Annotated in this window: 13 protein-coding genes; 12 read left to right on the forward strand and 1 reads right to left on the reverse strand. The window is 72.0% G+C overall.

Going from position 1 to position 18347, the window contains the following annotated elements; genetic code table 11:
- Window positions 1-42 precede the first annotated feature (42 nt).
- On the forward strand, window positions 43-1725 hold the full coding sequence (murJ, locus tag B4N89_RS23525; RefSeq protein ID WP_161500793.1) for a murein biosynthesis integral membrane protein MurJ: 1683 nt from the start codon (window positions 43-45) through the stop codon (window positions 1723-1725).
- Complete coding sequence (locus tag B4N89_RS23530) at window positions 1709-2842, forward strand: glycosyltransferase family 4 protein (RefSeq protein WP_078977795.1); 1134 nt, start codon at window positions 1709-1711, stop codon at window positions 2840-2842. The genes murJ and B4N89_RS23530 overlap by 17 nt, the downstream gene beginning before the upstream one ends.
- A gap of 182 nt (window positions 2843-3024) precedes the next feature.
- On the opposite strand, the gene B4N89_RS23535 is transcribed toward B4N89_RS23530, so the two are convergent.
- Entirely contained in the window at window positions 3025-4848 is a 1824-nt protein-coding gene (locus tag B4N89_RS23535; RefSeq protein ID WP_101897157.1) for a glycoside hydrolase family 15 protein, read from the reverse strand.
- A gap of 751 nt (window positions 4849-5599) precedes the next feature.
- On the opposite strand from B4N89_RS23535, the gene B4N89_RS23540 reads away from it, so the two are divergent.
- The 10 genes from B4N89_RS23540 (at window position 5600) to B4N89_RS23585 (ending at window position 18019) form a co-directional block, all read left to right on the forward strand.
- Window positions 5600-7276, forward strand: coding sequence for a CTP synthase (locus B4N89_RS23540; protein ID WP_078977796.1), 1677 nt, complete (start codon window positions 5600-5602; stop codon window positions 7274-7276).
- Between the two features lie 310 nt (window positions 7277-7586).
- Entirely contained in the window at window positions 7587-8228 is a 642-nt protein-coding gene (locus B4N89_RS23545) for an NUDIX domain-containing protein (protein WP_078977797.1), read from the forward strand.
- A gap of 175 nt (window positions 8229-8403) precedes the next feature.
- Window positions 8404-10524: a tetratricopeptide repeat protein gene (locus B4N89_RS23550; RefSeq protein ID WP_143658063.1), complete on the forward strand. Its 2121-nt coding sequence runs from the start codon at window positions 8404-8406 to the stop codon at window positions 10522-10524.
- Between the two features lie 201 nt (window positions 10525-10725).
- Window positions 10726-11844 (forward strand): alanine dehydrogenase, encoded by a 1119-nt coding sequence (gene ald / locus B4N89_RS23555; RefSeq protein ID WP_078977799.1) that lies wholly within the window; start codon window positions 10726-10728, stop codon window positions 11842-11844.
- Between the two features lie 428 nt (window positions 11845-12272).
- Complete coding sequence (locus B4N89_RS23560; protein ID WP_321170705.1) at window positions 12273-13151, forward strand: tyrosine-type recombinase/integrase; 879 nt, start codon at window positions 12273-12275, stop codon at window positions 13149-13151.
- Between the two features lie 381 nt (window positions 13152-13532).
- Window positions 13533-14507, forward strand: coding sequence for a ParA family protein (locus tag B4N89_RS23565; RefSeq protein ID WP_020555592.1), 975 nt, complete (start codon window positions 13533-13535; stop codon window positions 14505-14507).
- Window positions 14492-15049: a hypothetical protein gene (locus B4N89_RS23570; RefSeq protein WP_078977800.1), complete on the forward strand. Its 558-nt coding sequence runs from the start codon at window positions 14492-14494 to the stop codon at window positions 15047-15049. The genes B4N89_RS23565 and B4N89_RS23570 overlap by 16 nt, the downstream gene beginning before the upstream one ends.
- 140 nt (window positions 15050-15189) lie before the next feature.
- Window positions 15190-16230 carry a segregation and condensation protein A gene (locus B4N89_RS23575; RefSeq protein WP_078979576.1) on the forward strand — a complete coding sequence of 347 codons (1041 nt, stop codon included), beginning with the start codon at window positions 15190-15192 and terminating at the stop codon, window positions 16228-16230.
- A 179-nt stretch (window positions 16231-16409) separates the two neighbouring features.
- Window positions 16410-17033, forward strand: coding sequence for an SMC-Scp complex subunit ScpB (scpB, locus tag B4N89_RS23580; protein WP_235618973.1), 624 nt, complete (start codon window positions 16410-16412; stop codon window positions 17031-17033).
- A gap of 56 nt (window positions 17034-17089) precedes the next feature.
- Window positions 17090-18019, forward strand: a complete 930-nt coding sequence (locus B4N89_RS23585; RefSeq protein WP_321170706.1) for a pseudouridine synthase — start codon at window positions 17090-17092, stop codon at window positions 18017-18019.
- The last annotated feature ends 328 nt before the right edge of the window (window positions 18020-18347 follow it).

Genomic DNA, 18347 nt, shown 5'->3' on the forward strand with positions numbered 1-18347 from the left:
CCGTACCCACCATCGCCCCCCGACCGGCTCGGTCGGCCGCCGGTGACCGCCCCTCGCGACGACGTTCCGGTGGTGGGCGGCTCCGGCGCCACGCGGGCGGTTCGGGGGCTGGCCGGGGCCGCCGCGTTGATGGGGCTGGTCACCGTGTTCGCGCGGTTGGCCGGGTTCGGGCGGCAGTTGGTGTTCTCCGGGACCGTGGGCGACACCGGTCTCGGGACCGCGTACAGCACCGTCAACTCCGTTCCCAACATCGTCTTCGAGATCGTCGCCGGCGGGGCGCTCGCGAGCGTCGTGGTGCCGGTACTGGCCGGCCCGGTGGCCCGGGGCGCTCGCGAGGACGCCGGGCGGATCGCGTCCGCGCTGCTGACCTGGGTCGTGCTGGTCCTGACGCCGATCGTGCTGCTGGGGGCGTTGCTGGCGCGGCCGATCGCCGAGGTGCTGCTGGCCGGGAAGGCCGACGGGCCCGGGGCGGTGGACGTGGCCGCGCGGATGTTGCTCGTGTTCGTGCCGCAGGTGCTGCTGTACGGGGTCGCCGTGGTCGCCGGCGGCATCCTCCAGGCGCATCGGCGCTTTCTCGCCGGCACGCTCGCGCCGCTGGTGTCCAGCCTCGTGGTGGCCGGCACCTATCTGCTCTTCGCGAACCGGTACGACGTCGACCTCGACGACCTCGCGCACCTGCCGCGCGGCGCCGAGCTGACGCTGTCCCTGGGGACGACGGCGGGCGTGTTGGCGCTGGCGCTCGTCACCGTCGTGCCGCTGCGGTCCACCGGGCTGCGGCTGCGTCCGACGTTGCGGTTTCCGGACGGGGTGGGACGCCGGGTGCGCACCCTCGCGCTGGCCGGCGTCGCCACGCTGGTCGCCCAGCAGGCCGCGACGATCGCGGTGATCCTGCTCGCCAACGGGCGCGGGACACACGGGTCGCTCGTGGTGTACCAGACGACCTGGATGGTGTACCTGCTGCCGTACGCGGTCCTGGCCGTGCCGATCGCCACCGCCGCCTTCCCGCGCCTGAGCGCGCACGCGCACGACGGCGACCGGGACGCGTTCGCCGACGCCGTGGCGGCGACCACCCGGACGGTGCTCCTGGTCGGCGCGGCGGGCACCATGCTGCTCCTGGCCGCCGCGGCGCCGGTGGGGCGCTTCTTCGCGCTGTTCATGGCCGGATCCACCGGGGCGGACCAGATGGCGTGGGCGCTGGCCGCGTTCGCCCCCGGGCTGATCGGGTATGCGCTGGTCGCGCACCTGGGCCGGGTGTTGAACGCGTCCGGGCACGGGCGGGCCGCCGCGGGGTGTGTGGTGGTCGGCTGGTGTGTGGTGGTGGTCGCCGATGTGATCCTCGCGTACGTGCTGCCCGCGCGCTGGACGGTGGCCGCGCTCGGGCTGGGCAACTCGATCGGGATGACGGTGGCGGGTCTGCTGCTGGCGTATCCCGTCGCCAGGACGGCCGGGCCCCGGGCACTGCCGGTTCGGGCGATGGGCCGGGCGGCGATCGCGGCGGTGGCCGGTGCGGCGGCCGGCGGCCTGGTCGGATTCGGGGTGTCGCGGGCATCGGGCACCGGGGGCATCGTCTTTACGTTGATCATCGCGACGGTTGCCGCCATCGTGGGCACCCTGGTGTTCGCGGGAGTCGTCCTCGCCACCGTCGGCGAGGCCGTGAAGGCGGCGTTGCCCGGGCGGCGGACGGCCGAAACGGAAGGGGAGCAGCGACGTGGACACGACGACTGAGTCGCGGGAGCGTACCGAGCCGGCCCGGCTGCGGGCCGTCCTGGTACTGGCCACGTCCACCGGCGGGATCGGCGCGCACGTGCGCTCGCTGGCGGCCGGACTGGTCGGGCGTGGGGTCGCGGTGACGGTTTGCGGGCCGGCTTCGACCGAGGAGCACTTCGACTTCGCGGGCACCGGCGCGCGGTTTCGGGCGGTGGAGATCCCGGCCGCGCCTCGGCCGTCGGACCGGGGCGCGGCGCGCGAGTTGCGGACGGCGTGCGCGCACGCGCACGTGGTGCACGCGCACGGGCTGCGCGCCGGGTTGGTGGCGGGCAATGCGCTCGGCCGGCATCGGGTGCGGCGTACGCCGTTGGTGTTGACGCTGCACAACGCGGTGTTGGCGGGCGGTGCGAAGGGTGCGCTGACCCGGGTGTTGGAGGGGCGCGCGGTACGGGCGGCCGACGTGGTCCTGGGCGCGTCGGCCGATCTGGTGGACCGGGCGCGGCAGTTGGGGGCGCGGGACGCGCGGCTCGGGCCGGTGTCGGCGCCGCCGTTGCCGCCGGCATCGCGGGACCGGGTCGCGGTGCGGGACGAATTCGCGGCGGGGGATCGGCCGTTGGTGGTCGCGGTGGGCCGGTTGGCGGAGCAGAAGGCGTATCCGGTGTTGCTGGACGCGGCGCGGGAGTGGGGCGAGGTCCGGCCGGCGCCGTTGGTGGTGGTCGCCGGGGACGGGCCGTTGCGCGAGACCCTTCAGGAACGCATCGACGCCGAGTCGTTGCCGGTTCGGTTGCTCGGGCATCGGTCGGATGTGGCCGACCTGTTGGGCGCGGCGGACGTGGTGGTGCTGCCCAGCCGGTGGGAGGCGCGGGCGCTGGTCGCCCAGGAGGCGCTGCGCAGCGGGGTGCCGCTGGTGGCGACGGCGGTCGGGGGAGTGCCCGAACTCGTCGGCGAGGCGGCGGTACTGGTGCCGTACGGCGACGCCGAGGCCCTGGCCGGCTCCGTCACCGCGCTGCTCGCCGACCCGGACCGCCGCAGCGAACTCGCGGCCGCGGGCCCGCTCCAGGCCGCCACATGGCCCGGCGAACGCGAAACCATCGCCCAGGTCCTCAGCATCTACGAGGAACTGGGCCCGGTATAGCCGAGGCCGCCGGCCCGTCCGTCCGGTGCGGTCCCTGCGTGTCCCGCGTTGGCGTGGTCGTCGGGGGATCGGGCGGGGCCGGGTGGCCGGGAGTGGTGCCCGGGGCCGGTGCGCACACCTGCACAGCGCGCCCACCGGGCCCGAACGTCACACCGAGTCGGGCCGGACGTTCCCCGCCCCTCCTACTCCGCCGCCGCGACCGCCCCCGCGCGCATCGTCGCCGTCAGTCGCAGTGCCGTGTCGATCAGTGGCACGTGACTGAACGCCTGCGGGAAGTTGCCCACCTGGCGCTGGAGGCGCGGGTCCCACTCCTCGGCGAGCAGGCCCAGGTCGTTGCGCAGCGCCAGCAGGCGTTCGAACAGCTCGCGCGCCTCCTCCACCCGGCCGATCATGGCCAGGTCGTCGGCGAGCCAGAACGAACAGGCCAGGAACGCGCCTTCGTCGCCGGGCAGGCCGTCCAGACCGACACTGGAGCCGTTGGTGGGGTAGCGGCGGACGAAGCCGTCCTCGGTCAGCTCGCGCTGGATCGCCTCGATCGTGCCGATCACCCGCTTGTCCTCCGGCGGCAGGAAGCCCACCTGCGGGATCAGCAGCAGCGAGGCGTCCAACTCGGTGGAGCCGTAGTACTGGGTGAAGGTGTTGCGCTCGGCGTCGTAGCCGTACGCGCACACCTCGCGGTGGATCTCCTCGCGCACACCCTTCAGGTGCTCCAGCATCTTGTCGGTGTCGGATGCCTGGGGCTGCTCGACCAGCATCCGGATGGTGCGGTCCACCGCGACCCACGCCATCACCTTGGAGTGCACGAAGTGCCGGCGCGGCCCGCGCACCTCCCAGATGCCCTCGTCCGGGTCGCGCCAGTGCTGCTCCATGTAGTCCATCAGCTTGAGCTGGAGCGCGTGCGCGTGGTCGTTGCCCTCCATGCCGGCCTGCCGGCCCAGATGCAGCGCGTCGATGACCTCGCCGTAGACGTCGAGCTGGAACTGCTCGGCGGCGGCGTTGCCGATCCGTACCGGGTGCGAGCCCTCGTAGCCGGGCAGCCAGGTCGCCTCGTACTCGGTGAGCCGGCGCTCGCCGCCCACGCCGTACATGATCTGCAGGTTCTCCGGATCGCCCGCCACCGCCCGCAGCAGCCACTCGCGCCACGCCTTGGCCTCGTCCACGAAGCCGGTCTTGAGCAGCGCCCCCAGCGTCATCGCCGCGTCCCGCAGCCACGTGTAGCGGTAGTCCCAGTTGCGCACGCCGCCCACGTCCTCGGGCAGCGACGTGGTCGGCGCGGCGACGATGCCGCCGGTGGGGGCGTACGTCAGCGCCTTGAGCGTGATCAGCGAGCGCACCACCGGCTCGCGCCACGGGCCCTGGTAGGTGCAGCGGGTCATCCAGTCGGCCCAGAACGCCTCGGTGTCCGCCAGCGCCGCGAGCGCGTCGGTGCGCAGCGGGCCGTCGACGTGCGAGGGATGCCACGTGAGGGTGAACGTGACCCGATCGCCCTCCCCGAGGGTGACGTCCGAATAGGTGGTCAGCCCGCGCCCGTAGGTCTCGGTGTCGCTGTCGAACCACACCGCGTCCGGTCCGGCGACGGCGACGGTGCGGCCGTCCGCCTCGCGGCGTACCCAGGGCACGACCTTGCCGTAGTGGAAGCGCATGCGCAGCTCCGAGCGCACCGGCACCTGCCCGGACACGCCCTCCACGATCCGCACCACCACGGGCGCGCCCACCAGGGCGTCGGCCGGCGGCATGAAATCGATCACCCGAACGGTGCCCCGAGGGGTCTCCCATTCCGATTCGAGGATCAGCGAGTCGCCGCGATACCGGCGGCGTGTCGCGGGGCCGCCCGAAAGCGGCGCGACCCGCCACGAACCGTGTTCCTCGCTGCCGAGCAGGCCGGCGAACACGGCGGGCGAATCGAAGCGGGGGAGGCAGAGCCAATCCATGGAACCGTCGCGGCCCACGAGAGCGGCGGTCTGCATGTCCCCGATGAGGGCGTAGTCCTCGATGCGGCTGGTCACGGGCAGCGCTTTCCGTTCCTGGTCGTCCTGGTGAGGCCGGTGGTCCCGCCGTGTGCGGCGGGGGCCGGCCGGGGGGCTGGGCGCGTACGAGGGATCGGCTCGTACGGGTTGCTGCATTTGGTGCCGGTGGGTCGTGCTGCGTTCCGGTACCGGTGGGTGGTGCTGGGTGCTGCTGCGGGTGGTACGTACCCTGCGCGCCGATGGTCGTCTTCTGATCGGCGATCGATCGATTCGTTGCCTCGGTTGCCTTGATCGATTCATTCCAGGGTGCACCACGCACGCGTGATCGACCGCCGCAAGGGTGGCCGAATCGACCGGTGCTCCCGAAATGTCGTCCCGTCGGGATCCGGGGGACGTGCACCCGTCGCGCGCGTGGTTTCCGCTGCGCGCGGGTGTCGGCGAACGGAGAGAGGCTCGCGCGCCGTCTGCGTAGCATAGTGCGCCGTCGGCGCTGAAACGTGCCTGCTTTTGCCGACCCGCTCGTTGACTCTGCGTGGAATCCGACTCGGCCGTTCCGTCGGCATGCGTCCGGATTCTCCCGTGCGTCGTCACTCTGGGCAATCGCCGGGTGGTGTCGCAGTTGTACCGCCCCGGGTGCGGGACCTCGGCCCCCGACGCTGTTAGGCTGGTATCCCGTGGACTTGGTGGGACTGTTCCGGGCCCGCGTCGGCCCAACAGCGTCCCCTTCGATATCCCTCGGATGTCCCCAGGACATCCCTCTCATCGCAACCACGGGAGCCCTTCCTTGGCAGTGCCTCAGACGCCCAGTCGCACCCGGCAGGCGAAGCACCTCTTCGTCACCGGAGGCGTCGCCTCCTCGCTTGGCAAGGGGCTCACCGCGTCGAGCCTCGGAGCGCTCCTCAAGGCGCGCGGCCTGCGGGTCACCATGCAGAAGCTCGACCCCTACCTCAACGTCGACCCCGGCACGATGAACCCGTTCCAGCACGGCGAGGTCTTCGTCACCAACGACGGCGCCGAGACCGACCTGGACGTCGGCCACTACGAGCGCTTCCTCGACGTCGACCTGCACGGCTCGGCCAATGTGACGACCGGTCAGGTCTACTCGACGGTGATCGCCAAGGAGCGCCGCGGCGAATACCTGGGCGACACCGTCCAGGTGATCCCGCACATCACGAACGAGATCAAGTCGCGGATCCGGGCGATGGCCGCCGCCGACGTCGACATCGTGATCACCGAAGTCGGCGGGACCGTCGGCGACATCGAGTCGCTGCCCTTCCTCGAGTCGATCCGGCAGGTCCGGCACGAGGTCGGCCGGGACAACGTCTTCTTCCTGCACGTCTCGCTGCTCCCGTACATCGGCCCCTCGGGCGAGCTGAAGACCAAGCCGACCCAGCACTCGGTCGCCGCGCTGCGCAGCATCGGCATCCAGCCGGACGCGATCGTGCTGCGCGCCGACCGCGCGGTGCCCCAGGACATCAAGCGCAAGATCTCGCTGATGTGCGACGTGGACGAGGAGGCCGTGGTCGCGGCCATCGACGCCCCCTCGATCTACGACATCCCCAAGGTGTTGCACGCCGAGGGCCTGGACGCCTACGTGGTGCGCCGGCTCGGGCTGAACTTCCGGGACGTGGACTGGACCGAGTGGGACGACCTGCTGCGCCGGGTGCACCAGCCCGAGCGCGAGGTCACCGTCGCGCTGGTCGGCAAGTACATCGACCTGCCCGACGCCTACCTCTCGGTCACCGAGGCGATCCGCGCGGGCGGGTTCGCCAACAACGTGCGCACCCGGATCAAGTGGGTGACCTCGGACAACACCGCCACGCCCGAGGGCGCCGCGCGCGAACTCGGCGACTGCGACGCGGTGCTGATCCCCGGCGGCTTCGGCGACCGGGGCGTCGAGGGCAAGGTGCAGGCGATCGCGTACGCCCGCGAGCACCGGATCCCGACCCTGGGCATCTGCCTGGGCCTGCAGTGCATGGTGATCGAGGCCGCGCGCAACCTGGCCGGGCTCGACGGGGCCAACTCGCTGGAGTTCGACCCCGAGGCCGCGCACCCGGTGGTGGCCACCATGGCCGATCAGCTCGACATCGTGGCGGGCCAGGGCGACCTGGGCGGCACGATGCGGCTCGGCCTGTACACCGCGGACCTGGCCGAGGGCTCGATCGCGCGCGAGGTGTACGGCGCGGCCCGCTCCGAGGAGCGCCACCGGCACCGCTACGAGGTCAACAACGCCTACCGGACCCGGCTGGAGGAGACCGGCCTGGTCTTCTCCGGGCTCTCCCCCGACGGCCGACTCGTGGAGTACGTCGAACTGCCGCGCGAGCAGCACCCCTACTTCATCGCGACCCAGGCCCACCCGGAGCTGAAGTCCCGCCCCACGCGTCCGCACCCGCTGTTCGCGGGCCTGGTCGCGGCGGCGGTCCGCCGGATCAAGGGCGAGGACCGGGTCGCGGAGACGACCTCCTGACCGATCGCCCACCGTAGGATCGCTCGACGCGCCCGACCGCTCGACCCGCCCGAGCGCTCGACGACCCGGGAAGCCACCCATCCGCGCACGCGGGCGGGTGGCTTCCCGCGTTTCGCCGCGACTCGGGTCGTGCCGTCGTCGCCGGCCGGCACGCGCCGGCACGCGCCGGCCGCCCGGCCGACCCGGTCGTCGGCGGTCGGCGTCGGGGCGATCACGCTCGCGCTCGTGGCCAGCGCGCGGTCGAAGACCATTAGGCTGGCCGATCGGGGCGGCGGTATTCGGCCGGCGGCCGGGTGAGAGGAAGCGCATCGTGAACGACCCGCGGATTCGGGCGAGGATCGGCGACACCCCCGAGTCGTGGCCGGTTTCGGCGAGTGAGACGCCGTTTCGGGGGCGGGTCTGGTCGATGCGCAGCGACCAGGTCGAGATGCCGGACGGGAGCAGCGCGCGGCGCGACTACCTGGCCCACCCCGGCTCGGTGGGCGTGGTGGCGCTCGACGAGCAGGGGCGCATCCTGGTGCTGCGGCAGTACCGGCATCCCGTGCGGCAGAAGTTGTGGGAGATCCCGGCCGGGTTGCTGGACGTGGCCGGCGAACATCCGCTGCACGCGGCCCGGCGGGAGTTGTTCGAGGAGGCGCACCACGAGGCCGCCGTCTGGAACGTGCTGGTGGACATCTACACCACTCCCGGCTCCTCGGACGAGGCGATCCGGGTGTTCCTCGCACGCGGGTTGTCCGAGTCCACCGCCGAGCGGTTCGCGGTGGAGCACGAGGAGGTCGGGATGGAGCTCGCCTGGCTGCCGGTGGACGAGGCGATCGGGCTGATCCTGGCGGGCGAAGTGCACAATCCGATACTGGTTTCGGGGGCATTGGCGCTGGCGGCCGCGCGGGCGGGGGACGGGTTGGACGCGCTGCGGGCCGCGGACGCGCCCTGGCCGGCTCGGCCGTTCTGACGGGCCGCGGTCGCGTCCGGGTGGGCACGGGATGCTTGTGCCCACCCGCTCACCCGTTGCCCCGGGGGCGAAAGGCCCGGGATTTCGCGACCCGGGGTTGGCGAGTCGGACCCTGTGGGCGGCTGCGTGGTCGTAATCTGCGCGATGGGTGTGGGTGAGACAGGGGGCGTCTGCGGTGGGTGTGACCGGGGAGTCCGAGGTCGCGTGCGCGTCGACCGAGGGGCTGGTTCCCGGAATGCGCGCGCCGGTCGGGACGTTGCCCGCGATCGTGGACCAACTGCCGCCCGGCGGACCCGACTTCGTCGGGCGTACCGACGAACTCGACACCCTCTACACCTGGGTGACCGGACCCGGCGCGGCGATCCCCGCGCAACTCGCGCCGACCGATCCGGAACACCCCGGCACCACCCGCACGGTGTGGCTGCCCCGGGACCGGGTGGTCGCGATCACCGGACCGGTGGGGGTGGGGCGCACCGAGTTCGCGGTACGGCTCGCCCATCGGCTGGCCCCGCACTTCCCGGACGGGCGGCTCTACGCCCGGCTCACCGGGCCGCGCGGTGAGCTGATCCCGCCGGGCGACGTGCTGGAGTCGATGTTGTACGCGCTCGGCACGGCGAGCATCCCCTCCGCACACGAGGAGCGCATCCGCCTCTTTCGCGAGCACCTGGACGGCAAACGGTTCCTGATCCTCCTCGAGGACGTGACCGGGACGCCGCAGTTGCGGCCCCTGCTGCCGGAGAGCCCGACCACGCTCGTGATGGTCACCTCGGTGGCCCCGCTCACCGGCCTGGGGCGGGCGGCGGCGGTGCGCAGTTGTGCGCTGGACATGCTCGACTCGCGCGCCGCGGCGGAGTTGCTCGGCAACCTCGCCGGGCACACCCGGGTCGCGTGCGATCCGCGGGCCGCGGACGAGTTGGCCACGCTGTGCGACTACCACCCCGCGGCGCTGCGGATGGCGGGCGCGTGGTTGCGGGCCCGGCCGCGCTACGCGATGGCCGATGTCGGGCGGCGGCTGCGGGCCGAGCGGTTGCGGCTGCACGAGCAGGCCGGGGACGACCTGGCGGTGCGGGCGTGCTTCTCGCTGATCCATCGTGAACTGGTGCCGTCGGCCGCCCGACTGCTGCGGCTGCTCGCGCTGGTGCCGGGGCGCGAGTTCGGCGCTGACGCCGCCGCGGCGCTGGCCGACTGCGGGCCGGACGCGGCGACCCGGTCGTTGATCGAGCTGCGCGAGCTGCACCTGTTGGAGCAGGGCTCGGTACCGGGCCGCTTTCGCTTCCACGACCTGGTGCGCGGCTATGTACAAGAGCGCCTGGACGCGGAGGAGCGGCCCGGCGAGCGGCGCAACGCCCGGGTGCGGCTGCTCGACCGGTATGTGCGCCTGGCCCGCTCGGCGGAGCGGATCATCATCGGCGCGGGCGGTCCGGACCCGGCCGCCGACGTGCGCTTCGACAGCGCCGACGAGGCCCGCGCGTGGTTGCGCGACGAGCGGCCCGAGCTGCTGGCCGCCGCCCGGGTGGCCGCCGCGGCCGGACTGGACGCGGCGACGCGCCGGCTGGTCTCGGTGCTCACCCGGCTCCTGGACCGCCGCGCGCACTGGAGCGACGTACGCGAACTGCACGAACTCGCGCTGACCACCGCGCGCCGGGCCGGCTCCGGCCGGCAGGAGGCGGTGGCCCTGCTCAATCTGGGCAACCTGCACGTCGCGCGCGCGGAACTGGAGGAGGCGCTGTCCTGCTACCGCGCGGCGCTCGAGGTCTCCCGCGGGCTGGGCGACCCGGCCGGCGAGGGGCGGGCGATGGTCAACCTCGGCAATGCCTACGCCGACCTGGGCGACCTGCAGCGGGCCGCCGACTGGTACGACCGGTCGCTGCTGCTGCGCCGCACCATCGGCGACGCGGCCGGCCAGGCGCGGGTGCTCTCCCACCTCGGCCGGCTGCACGCGCGGATGGGCCGCTTCGAGCAGTCGGTGCGCGACCACCGGGCGGCGCTCGGGGTGCGTCGGCGGATCGGCAACCCCGCCGACATCGGCCGGGTGCTGGCGGACATCGCCGCCGTGCTCGGCGAGGCGGGTCGGGTGCCGGAGGCGCTGACGGTGTACCGGGACGCGATGGAGGCGTTTCGCGCGGCCGGCGACGAGCGGCTGGAGGCGCTGGCGCTGTTGCAGAGCGCCGAACTGGCGCTCGATTCGGGCGACGCCCGGGACGCCCGATCGCGCCGCCGGCAGGCATTGGCCCTGCTCGTGGACGCGGGCGCGCCCGAGGCCGACGAGGTCCGCCGCTTTCTGGGTGACGAGTGATCCCCTTCCGGGTACTCGCTGCTGTCCAAAGTTTTTGGGCGCAACCTACGAAATAGACAAGCGGTCGAGTCCTCACTGCCACTTTGTAAGGTTGGCGGGGGGTTCCAACCGCACTAAGCTAGGGACACCACGAGGTACGGCGTGCATTCGCATGCTCGCGCTCGCCGGTGCCCAACCCTCTGTCGACAGGACTTGATAGCCGTGAAGGTCGGTATCCCCCGCGAGGTCAAGAACCACGAGTACCGCGTGGCGATCACGCCCGCCGGCGTGCACGAGCTCGTGCGCAACGGTCACGAGGTCTTCATCGAGCACGACGCCGGCGTCGGCTCGTCCATCCCGAACGAGGAGTACGTGGCCGCGGGGGCGACCATCCTCGGCACGGCGGACGAGGTCTGGGCGACCGGCGAGCTGATCCTGAAGGTCAAGGAGCCGATCGCCTCCGAGTTCGGCCGGCTCCGCAAGGACCAGACGCTGTTCACCTACCTGCACCTCGCCGCGGGTAAGGAGTGCACCGAGGCCCTGCTCAACGCCGGGACCACGTCCATCGCCTACGAGACGGTGCAGCTGCCCAACGGCGCGCTGCCGCTGCTCGCGCCGATGTCCGAGGTGGCCGGTCGGCTCGCGCCGCAGGTCGGCTCGTACCACCTGATGGCGCAGGGCGGTGGTCGCGGCACCCTCATGGGCGGCGTCTCCGGCGTCTACGCCGCGAAGGTCGTCGTGATCGGCGCCGGTGTCTCGGGGATGAACGCCGCGGCGATCGCGCTCGGCATGCAGGCCGAGGTGCTGCTGCTCGACCGGAACATCCAGGCGCTGCGCGACGCGGACCGGATCTACCAGGGGCATCTTCAGACGGTCGCGTCGAACACGTACGAGATCGAGAAGGCCGTGCTGGATGCGGACCTGGTCATCGGCGCGGTGCTGATTCCGGGCGCGAAGGCGCCGAAGCTGATCACCAACGAGCTGGTGTCGCGGATGAAGCCGGGCTCGGTGCTGGTCGACATCGCGATCGACCAGGGTGGGTGCTTCGAGGACTCGCACGCCACGACGCACGACGACCCGGTGTACAAGGTGCACAACTCGATCTTCTACTGCGTGGCGAACATGCCGGGTGCGGTGCCGCACACGTCTACGTATGCGCTGACGAATGCGACGCTGCCGTACATCGTGCAGTTGGCGAATCGTGGGTGGCGTGAGGCGGCGAAGGCGGATCGGGCGTTGGCGCTGGGTCTGTCGACGCATGAGGGTCGGCTTACGAATGCGGCTGTGGGCGAGGCGCTGGGGATTGACGCCGTTTCGCTCGAAGAGGTCCTGGGTTCCTGACCCCGTTTCGATTGGCCTCAAGCGCCGGCCGGGCTGAGGTTGGCTTGGCTGGGGCTTGAGGGCTGCGGTTTGACTGCTTGGCCTCAAGCGCCGGCCGGGCTGAGTGGCCTCAAGCGCCGGCCGGGCTGAGTGGCCTCAAGCGCCGGCCGGGCTGAGTGGCCTCAAGCGCCGGCCGGGCTGAGTGGCCTCAAGCGCCGGCCGGGCTGAGGTTGGCTTGGCTGGGGCTTGAGGGCTGCGGTTTGACTGCTTGGCTTCAAGCGCCGGGCGCGCTGCTTGGCTGGGGTTGAGGGTTGTGGTTTGGCTGCTTGGGTTCGGGTGCCGGCTGGGCTGAGCCGGAGTTGGGCCTGTTGAGGTTGTTGTTCGCATGCCGTACACCCCCGATGACGTGGGTGTGCGGCATGTGGTGTTTTGGGCGCCAGAATGAGGGCGTGGAGATCGCTGTCGAGGAGTATTTGGGGTATTTGGGGCTTCGGCGTGGGTTGGCCCGCAATACGTTGGTTGCCTATCGGCGGGATCTTGGGCGGTACCTCCTCTATGTGCGTGGGCTAGGCATCGAGGGGCTGGGCGGGGTTCGGGTCGCGGATGTGCGTGCGTTTGGTGAGGCGTTGCGGGATGAGGGATTGGCGCCGGCTTCCGTGGCGCGGGCGCTTGTGGCCGTGCGGGGGTTTCACGCGTTCGCGGTGAGTGCCGGGTGGGTTGCCGTGGATGTGGCGGGTGGGGTTGCTCCGCCCCCGGTGGCTTCGGTGCGGCGGCGTGGGGATGTGCTGTCGCCGGAGTCGGTGGAGGCGTTGTTCGTTGCCGCTTCGGCTGCCTCGGGGGTGTTCGGGCTTCGGGATCGGGCCTTGGTCGAGGTGTTGTATGGGTGTGGGGCTCGGGTTTCGGAAGCGGTGGGCATGGACCTCGCCGATGTCGATTTGGCGGCCGGCACGATCGGGCTTCGCGGTTCGGGTGGGCGGCGGCGGGTCGTGCCCTTGGGGGCGAGTGCCTTGGCCGCGCTCGACGTGTACCTGATGCGGGCGCGCCCGGAGTTGGCCGCTTCGGGATCCGGTGGCGCCGCCGTCTTCCTCAACGCGCGAGGCGGCCGGCTGTCACGGCAGAGCGGGTGGGCCGTGCTTGCCGACGCGGCCGGCCGATGTGCTCCGGAGCGGGGCATCTCCCCACGTACGCTTCGGAGTTCGTTCGCCACACATTTGCTCGACGGTGGGGCCGATGTCCGGGTCGTCCAGGAACTCCTGGGTCATTCCTCGGTGTCCACGACCCGAGTCTACGTGCGCGAAACCCCCGACCGACCACATCAGATGTACTGAGGATCCCACCCTCGGGCGCTTGACTGGATCACCTCACATGTTGCATGCGTCGGGCGGTTCGCCTTGCTGCGACCGTCCGCAACGCCATAGAGTCGCGATCCGTCGGCAAGGACTCAGGCTGACGAAGCAAGAAATGACCTGGTCGGCAAGGAGGTAAGACGACTTGTGAACGAGTCGACATTTGCTCCCGGGGGTGCCCAGCCAGGGGCGGCGCCGGGCCGTGCAGCGCCGACTACCTCTTCCTACGGGCCCGCCGACGGCCCGCAGGACCAGCAGGGGACGCGCACGGACGCCGCCGTCCAGGCGGGCCACACCGCCCCGGCCGGCCAGGCCGGGCCCGAAGGGCTCGATGGCCCGGACGCGCACGAGTACGCCTACGACATGTACTACTACGACGACGAGTTGCGCTACGCCGAGGAACTGCGTGGCGGACCGTTCGACCCCGACGCGGACTACGAACCGGATCCGGAATACGCCGCGACCCTCGCTCCCGACGCCGCCACGCAGCGGCGCGAGCGGGTCGGCCCGACCGGGCGCGCCCTTCCCTACTTCCCGATCCCGGCGCCGGTGAGCGAACACGGACCGGCGAAGATCATCGCGATGTGCAACCAGAAGGGCGGCGTCGGCAAGACCACGTCGACCATCAACCTGGGTGCCGCGCTGGCCGAATACGGCCGCCGGGTCCTGCTCGTGGACTTCGACCCCCAGGGCGCACTTTCGGTGGGCCTGGGCGTCAACCCCATGGAGCTCGAACTCACGGTCTACAACCTGCTGATGGAAAGTCATCTCAGCGCGGACGACGTGCTGCTGAAGACGATCATCCCCGGCATGGACCTGTTGCCCAGCAACATCGACTTGTCGGCCGCCGAGGTCCAACTGGTCACCGAGGTCGCCCGGGAGACCACACTCTCGCGCGCGATCCGGCCGCTGGTCAACGACTACGACTACATCATCATCGACTGCCAGCCCTCGCTCGGTCTGCTCACGGTCAACGCGCTCACCGCGGCGAACAGCGTCATCGTGCCGCTGGAGTGCGAGTTCTTCGCGCTGCGCGGCGTGGCGCTGCTGACCGAGACGATCGAGAAGGTGCACGAGCGGCTGAACCCCGACCTCGTGCTCGACGGCATCCTGGCGACGATGTACGACGTGCGCACCGTGCACGGCCGCGAGGTCTTGGCCCGGGTCACCGAGGCGTTCGGCGACCAGGTCTTCCACACGGTGATCGGACGCACCGTCAGGTTCCCCGAGACCACCGTCGCGGGCGAACCGATCACCACCTACGCCTCCAACTCGGTGGGTGCCGCCGCCTACCGCCAGCTCGCCAGGGAGGTGCTCGCCCGGTGTCGCGCCGAGTGAGTCTGCCGGGTGCCGACGAGCTGTTCCGCACCACCGGCGGCGCGATGTTGCGACAGCAGCAAAGCGCCGGCGGCGAAGCGGGAGAGCAGCGCGGCACCGTGCCGGCGCAGGTTCCACCGGTCGGGGCCACACCGGACAGCACCGAGCGACACGAGTCGTCCGGTGCGGACGGCGGACCCGGCGAGGCCGAACAGCACGCCGTACAACATCCCGTGCCCGGTCGCCGCGAGGCGCCCACGCCGTCGGGGGCGTCGTCGATGTCCGCCGCCGCGGGGGTCGACCCGAACGCGCGTCCGGCCCATCGGCGCACCCGTGCGCAGCGCCGCCCGAGCGGGCGCGAGCGACACGACGAGAAGATCACCGTCTACGTCTCCGCCGAGGAACTGATGGACCTCGAACACGCGCGGCTGAGTCTGCGCGGCGACTACGGTTTGGCCGTGGACCGCGGGCGGATAGTGCGTGAGGCGGTCGCGGTGGTCCTGGCCGACCTGGAGGCGCGCGGAGAGGCGAGCATCCTCGTCCGCCGGCTGCGTGGCTCTTGAGCGACGATCCCGATGCGAGCGGTTGTCCGCTCGGTGAAGTCTCGACGGACCCGCCGGTCCCCTGAGTGGCCCAATTCGGACCACCGCCCGGCGGGTCCGTGCCGTTTCCCGCAGTCGCGGCCCGCACCATTGAGCGCACGATGTCCGACACCCACGGTTCCGCCCGCCCCCGACGCGCGCTCGGGCGCGGCCCGGGCCGGCCCGCCGCTCCGGTCGGGCCGGACGGGTCGCCGCCGTCGACGTCCGCCGCCGGGGTCGGATCCGGGCCCGCCGATCCCGAGGCGGGACCCGCCGCGGTCCGCGTCCCCGCGCCCGCCCCGGCCGCACCCGCCGAGGCGCCGGCGTCGGTGCCGCCGGCGGACGACGGCGCCGGCTTCCGGGTCAGCCTGGACAACTTCGAGGGCCCGTTCGACCTGCTCCTCGGCCTGATCGCCAAGCACAAGCTGGACGTCACCGAGGTGGCGCTGTCCCGGGTCACCGACGAGTTCATCGCGCACATCCGGGCCCAGGGCCCGAACTGGGACCTCGGCCAGGCCACCGAGTTCCTGCTGGTCGCGGCCACCCTGCTCGACCTCAAGACGGCCCGGCTGCTGCCCGCGGCCGAGGTCGAGGACGCGGAGGACCTGGCCCTGCTGGAGGCTCGGGACATCCTGTTCGCCCGGCTGTTGCAGTACCGGGCGTACAAGCAGATCGCCGGCATCCTGGCGGATCGGTGGGCCGAGGAGTCCCGCCGGTATCCGCGCGACGTGCCGCTGGAGCCGCGCTACCAGGGGTTGCTGCCGGAGGTGGTGATCACCACCGACCTGGAGCGGTTCGCCCGGATGGCGGCCAAGGCGATGACCCCGAAGGCGCCGAAGGTGGTGTCCATCGAGCACATCCACGCACAGCGGGTGAGCGTGCGCGAGCAGGCGGCGATAGTGGTCGAGCGGCTGCGCCGGATGGGCAGCGCGACCTTCGCCGAGCTGGCCGCGGACGCGCCGGACACGCTGCACGTGGTGGCCCGGTTCCTGGTCCTGCTCGAACTCTTCCGCGAATTGGCGGTGGGGTTCGACCAGGCCGAGGCGCTGGGGGAGCTGACCGTGAGGTGGATCGCGGGCGCCGCCGAGGACGTGGCGGTGAGCGCGGAGTTCGACGAATTCGACACCGTGGTGCGGGACGCGGACGAGGAGGAGGGCACGTGAACGACGACGGCTACCGGCGCGAACCCGGAGTGGAACCCGAGGCCGCCCCCGGGCCCGACCGGCCGCCGGCGCCCGGCGAGGCCGCGGTGCCCGCTCCCCGCGCCGCGCGTGCCAAGACCCCGCCCCCCACCCTCCCGGTGTCCGACAGCCCCCTCCCGGCGGCCCTGGAGGCCGTCCTGATGGTGGTCCAGGAGCCGGTGTCCGAACACCTGCTCGCCGAGGTGCTGGACCACCCCCTGCCCGAGGTGGTCGCCACGCTGCGCACGCTGGCCCTGGAGTACACGGCCCAGGGGCGCGGCTTCGACCTGCGCGAGGTGGCCGGCGGCTGGCGCTTCTACAGCCGCCCCGAGCACGCCGCCGCGGTCGAGCGCTTCGTCCTGGACGGGCAGCAGTCCCGGCTCACCCAGGCCGCCCTGGAGACGCTGGCCGTGGTCGCCTACCGCCAGCCGGTCAGCCGCGGCCGGATCGCCGCGGTGCGCGGTGTCAACTGCGACGGGGTGATGCGCACGCTCCTGGCGCGCGGGCTGGTCGAGGAGTACGGGGTCGAGTACGAGACCCAGGCCACGCTGTACCGCACCACCGAATACTTTCTGGAGCGGATGGGCCTGCGCTCGCTGGACGAGTTGCCGGAATTGGCCCCCTTCCTGCCCGAGATCGAGGCCCTGGAGGCCGAGGGCGGGGCCAGTCCGGAGCTGCTGCCGACCCGCGCGGCGTACCCGCTTGCGCGGAGCGGGGATACTGGGAGGGATACCGGGGCGGTGCACACCGATCCCGACGACGGCGAGACGACTACGGAAGATTGATGGCACCCACCAACAGGCAAGGCTCCGGCGGCAACGACCGAGGCAAGGAACGCTCGGTGAACAAGCGCGGGGGCACCGGGCGCGGCAGCAACACTCCGCAGCCCCGGCGGGTCGCCGACGACAACCGTCGCGGCGGCGCGGGTGGGCAGCCGAAGTCGGGCGCCGCGGGCGGCAAGGACCGCCGCCCCTCGGCGGGCACCGGTCGCCCCGACCGCCGGCCCACCACGATGCGCAACACCGAGCGCAACGAGCGGGAGAAGCAGGAGGGCGTGCGGCTGCAGAAGGTGATGGCCGACGCGGGCATCGGCAGCCGCCGGCACTGCGAGAACCTGATCGAGGCGGGCCGGGTCCAGGTCAACGACGAGCGGGTCACCGAGCAGGGCATGCGGGTCGACCCGGACACGGTGGAGATCAAGGTCGACGGGATGCGCATCCCGACCCGCCCTGCGGAGACCTACATCGCGTTCAACAAGCCGACCGGCGTGGTCTCCACCATGTACGACCCGGACGGCCGGTTCACCCTCGCCGACTACATCACCGAGTTCGAGCAGCGCCTGTTCCACGTCGGTCGGCTGGACACCGAGACCGAGGGCCTGATCCTGCTCACCAACCACGGCGAGCTGTCCAACCGACTCACCCACCCCCGCTACGAGGTGCGCAAGACCTACCTCGCCTCGATCCAGGGCCCGATCCCGCGCGACCTGGGCAAGCGGCTCAAGGACGGGGTCGAACTGGAGGACGGCGTCGCGCGCGCCGACAGCTTCCGGATCGTGGACAGCGTCGGCAACAACTACCTCGTCGAGGTGGTCCTGCACGAGGGCCGCAAGCACATCGTCCGGCGCATGCTGGCCGAACTGGGCTTCCCCGTCGAGCGCCTGGTGCGCACGCAGTTCGGCCCGATCCAGCTCGGCGACCAAAAGCCCGGCCGCACCCGCCGGTTGTCCAACGACGAGATCGGGCTGTTGTTCCGCCAGGTCGACCTGTAACCGGCGCCATCGGCACGGGCAGCCAACTGCCCTGACGGCCGCGGCAGTTCCACTTCCGGGTGGAACCGCTGCGGCCGTTGTTCGTATCTGGCCGATTCGGTTCCGCCGGACGGTGCGATGGTGCATCGTGGAAGCCCGCACGGGGGTGCACGGGTGGTGGCCGATAACGGATCGGAACCGGGCGTGTTCCAGTGATCGCGAACGGTGCCCGCGACCCCCCGCATTGCTGCTAGAACGTTGCCGAACACCCGAGGTGTGTCCCGCGCTCGGCGGGGCCGACAGCAGGGGGGACGCCACAGTGGTGCTGCCTGTCCGCCGGGGAGCGCCG

The sequence above is a fragment of the Embleya scabrispora genome, assembly GCF_002024165.1.
Taxonomy (GTDB): Bacteria; Actinomycetota; Actinomycetes; order Streptomycetales; family Streptomycetaceae; genus Embleya; species Embleya scabrispora_A.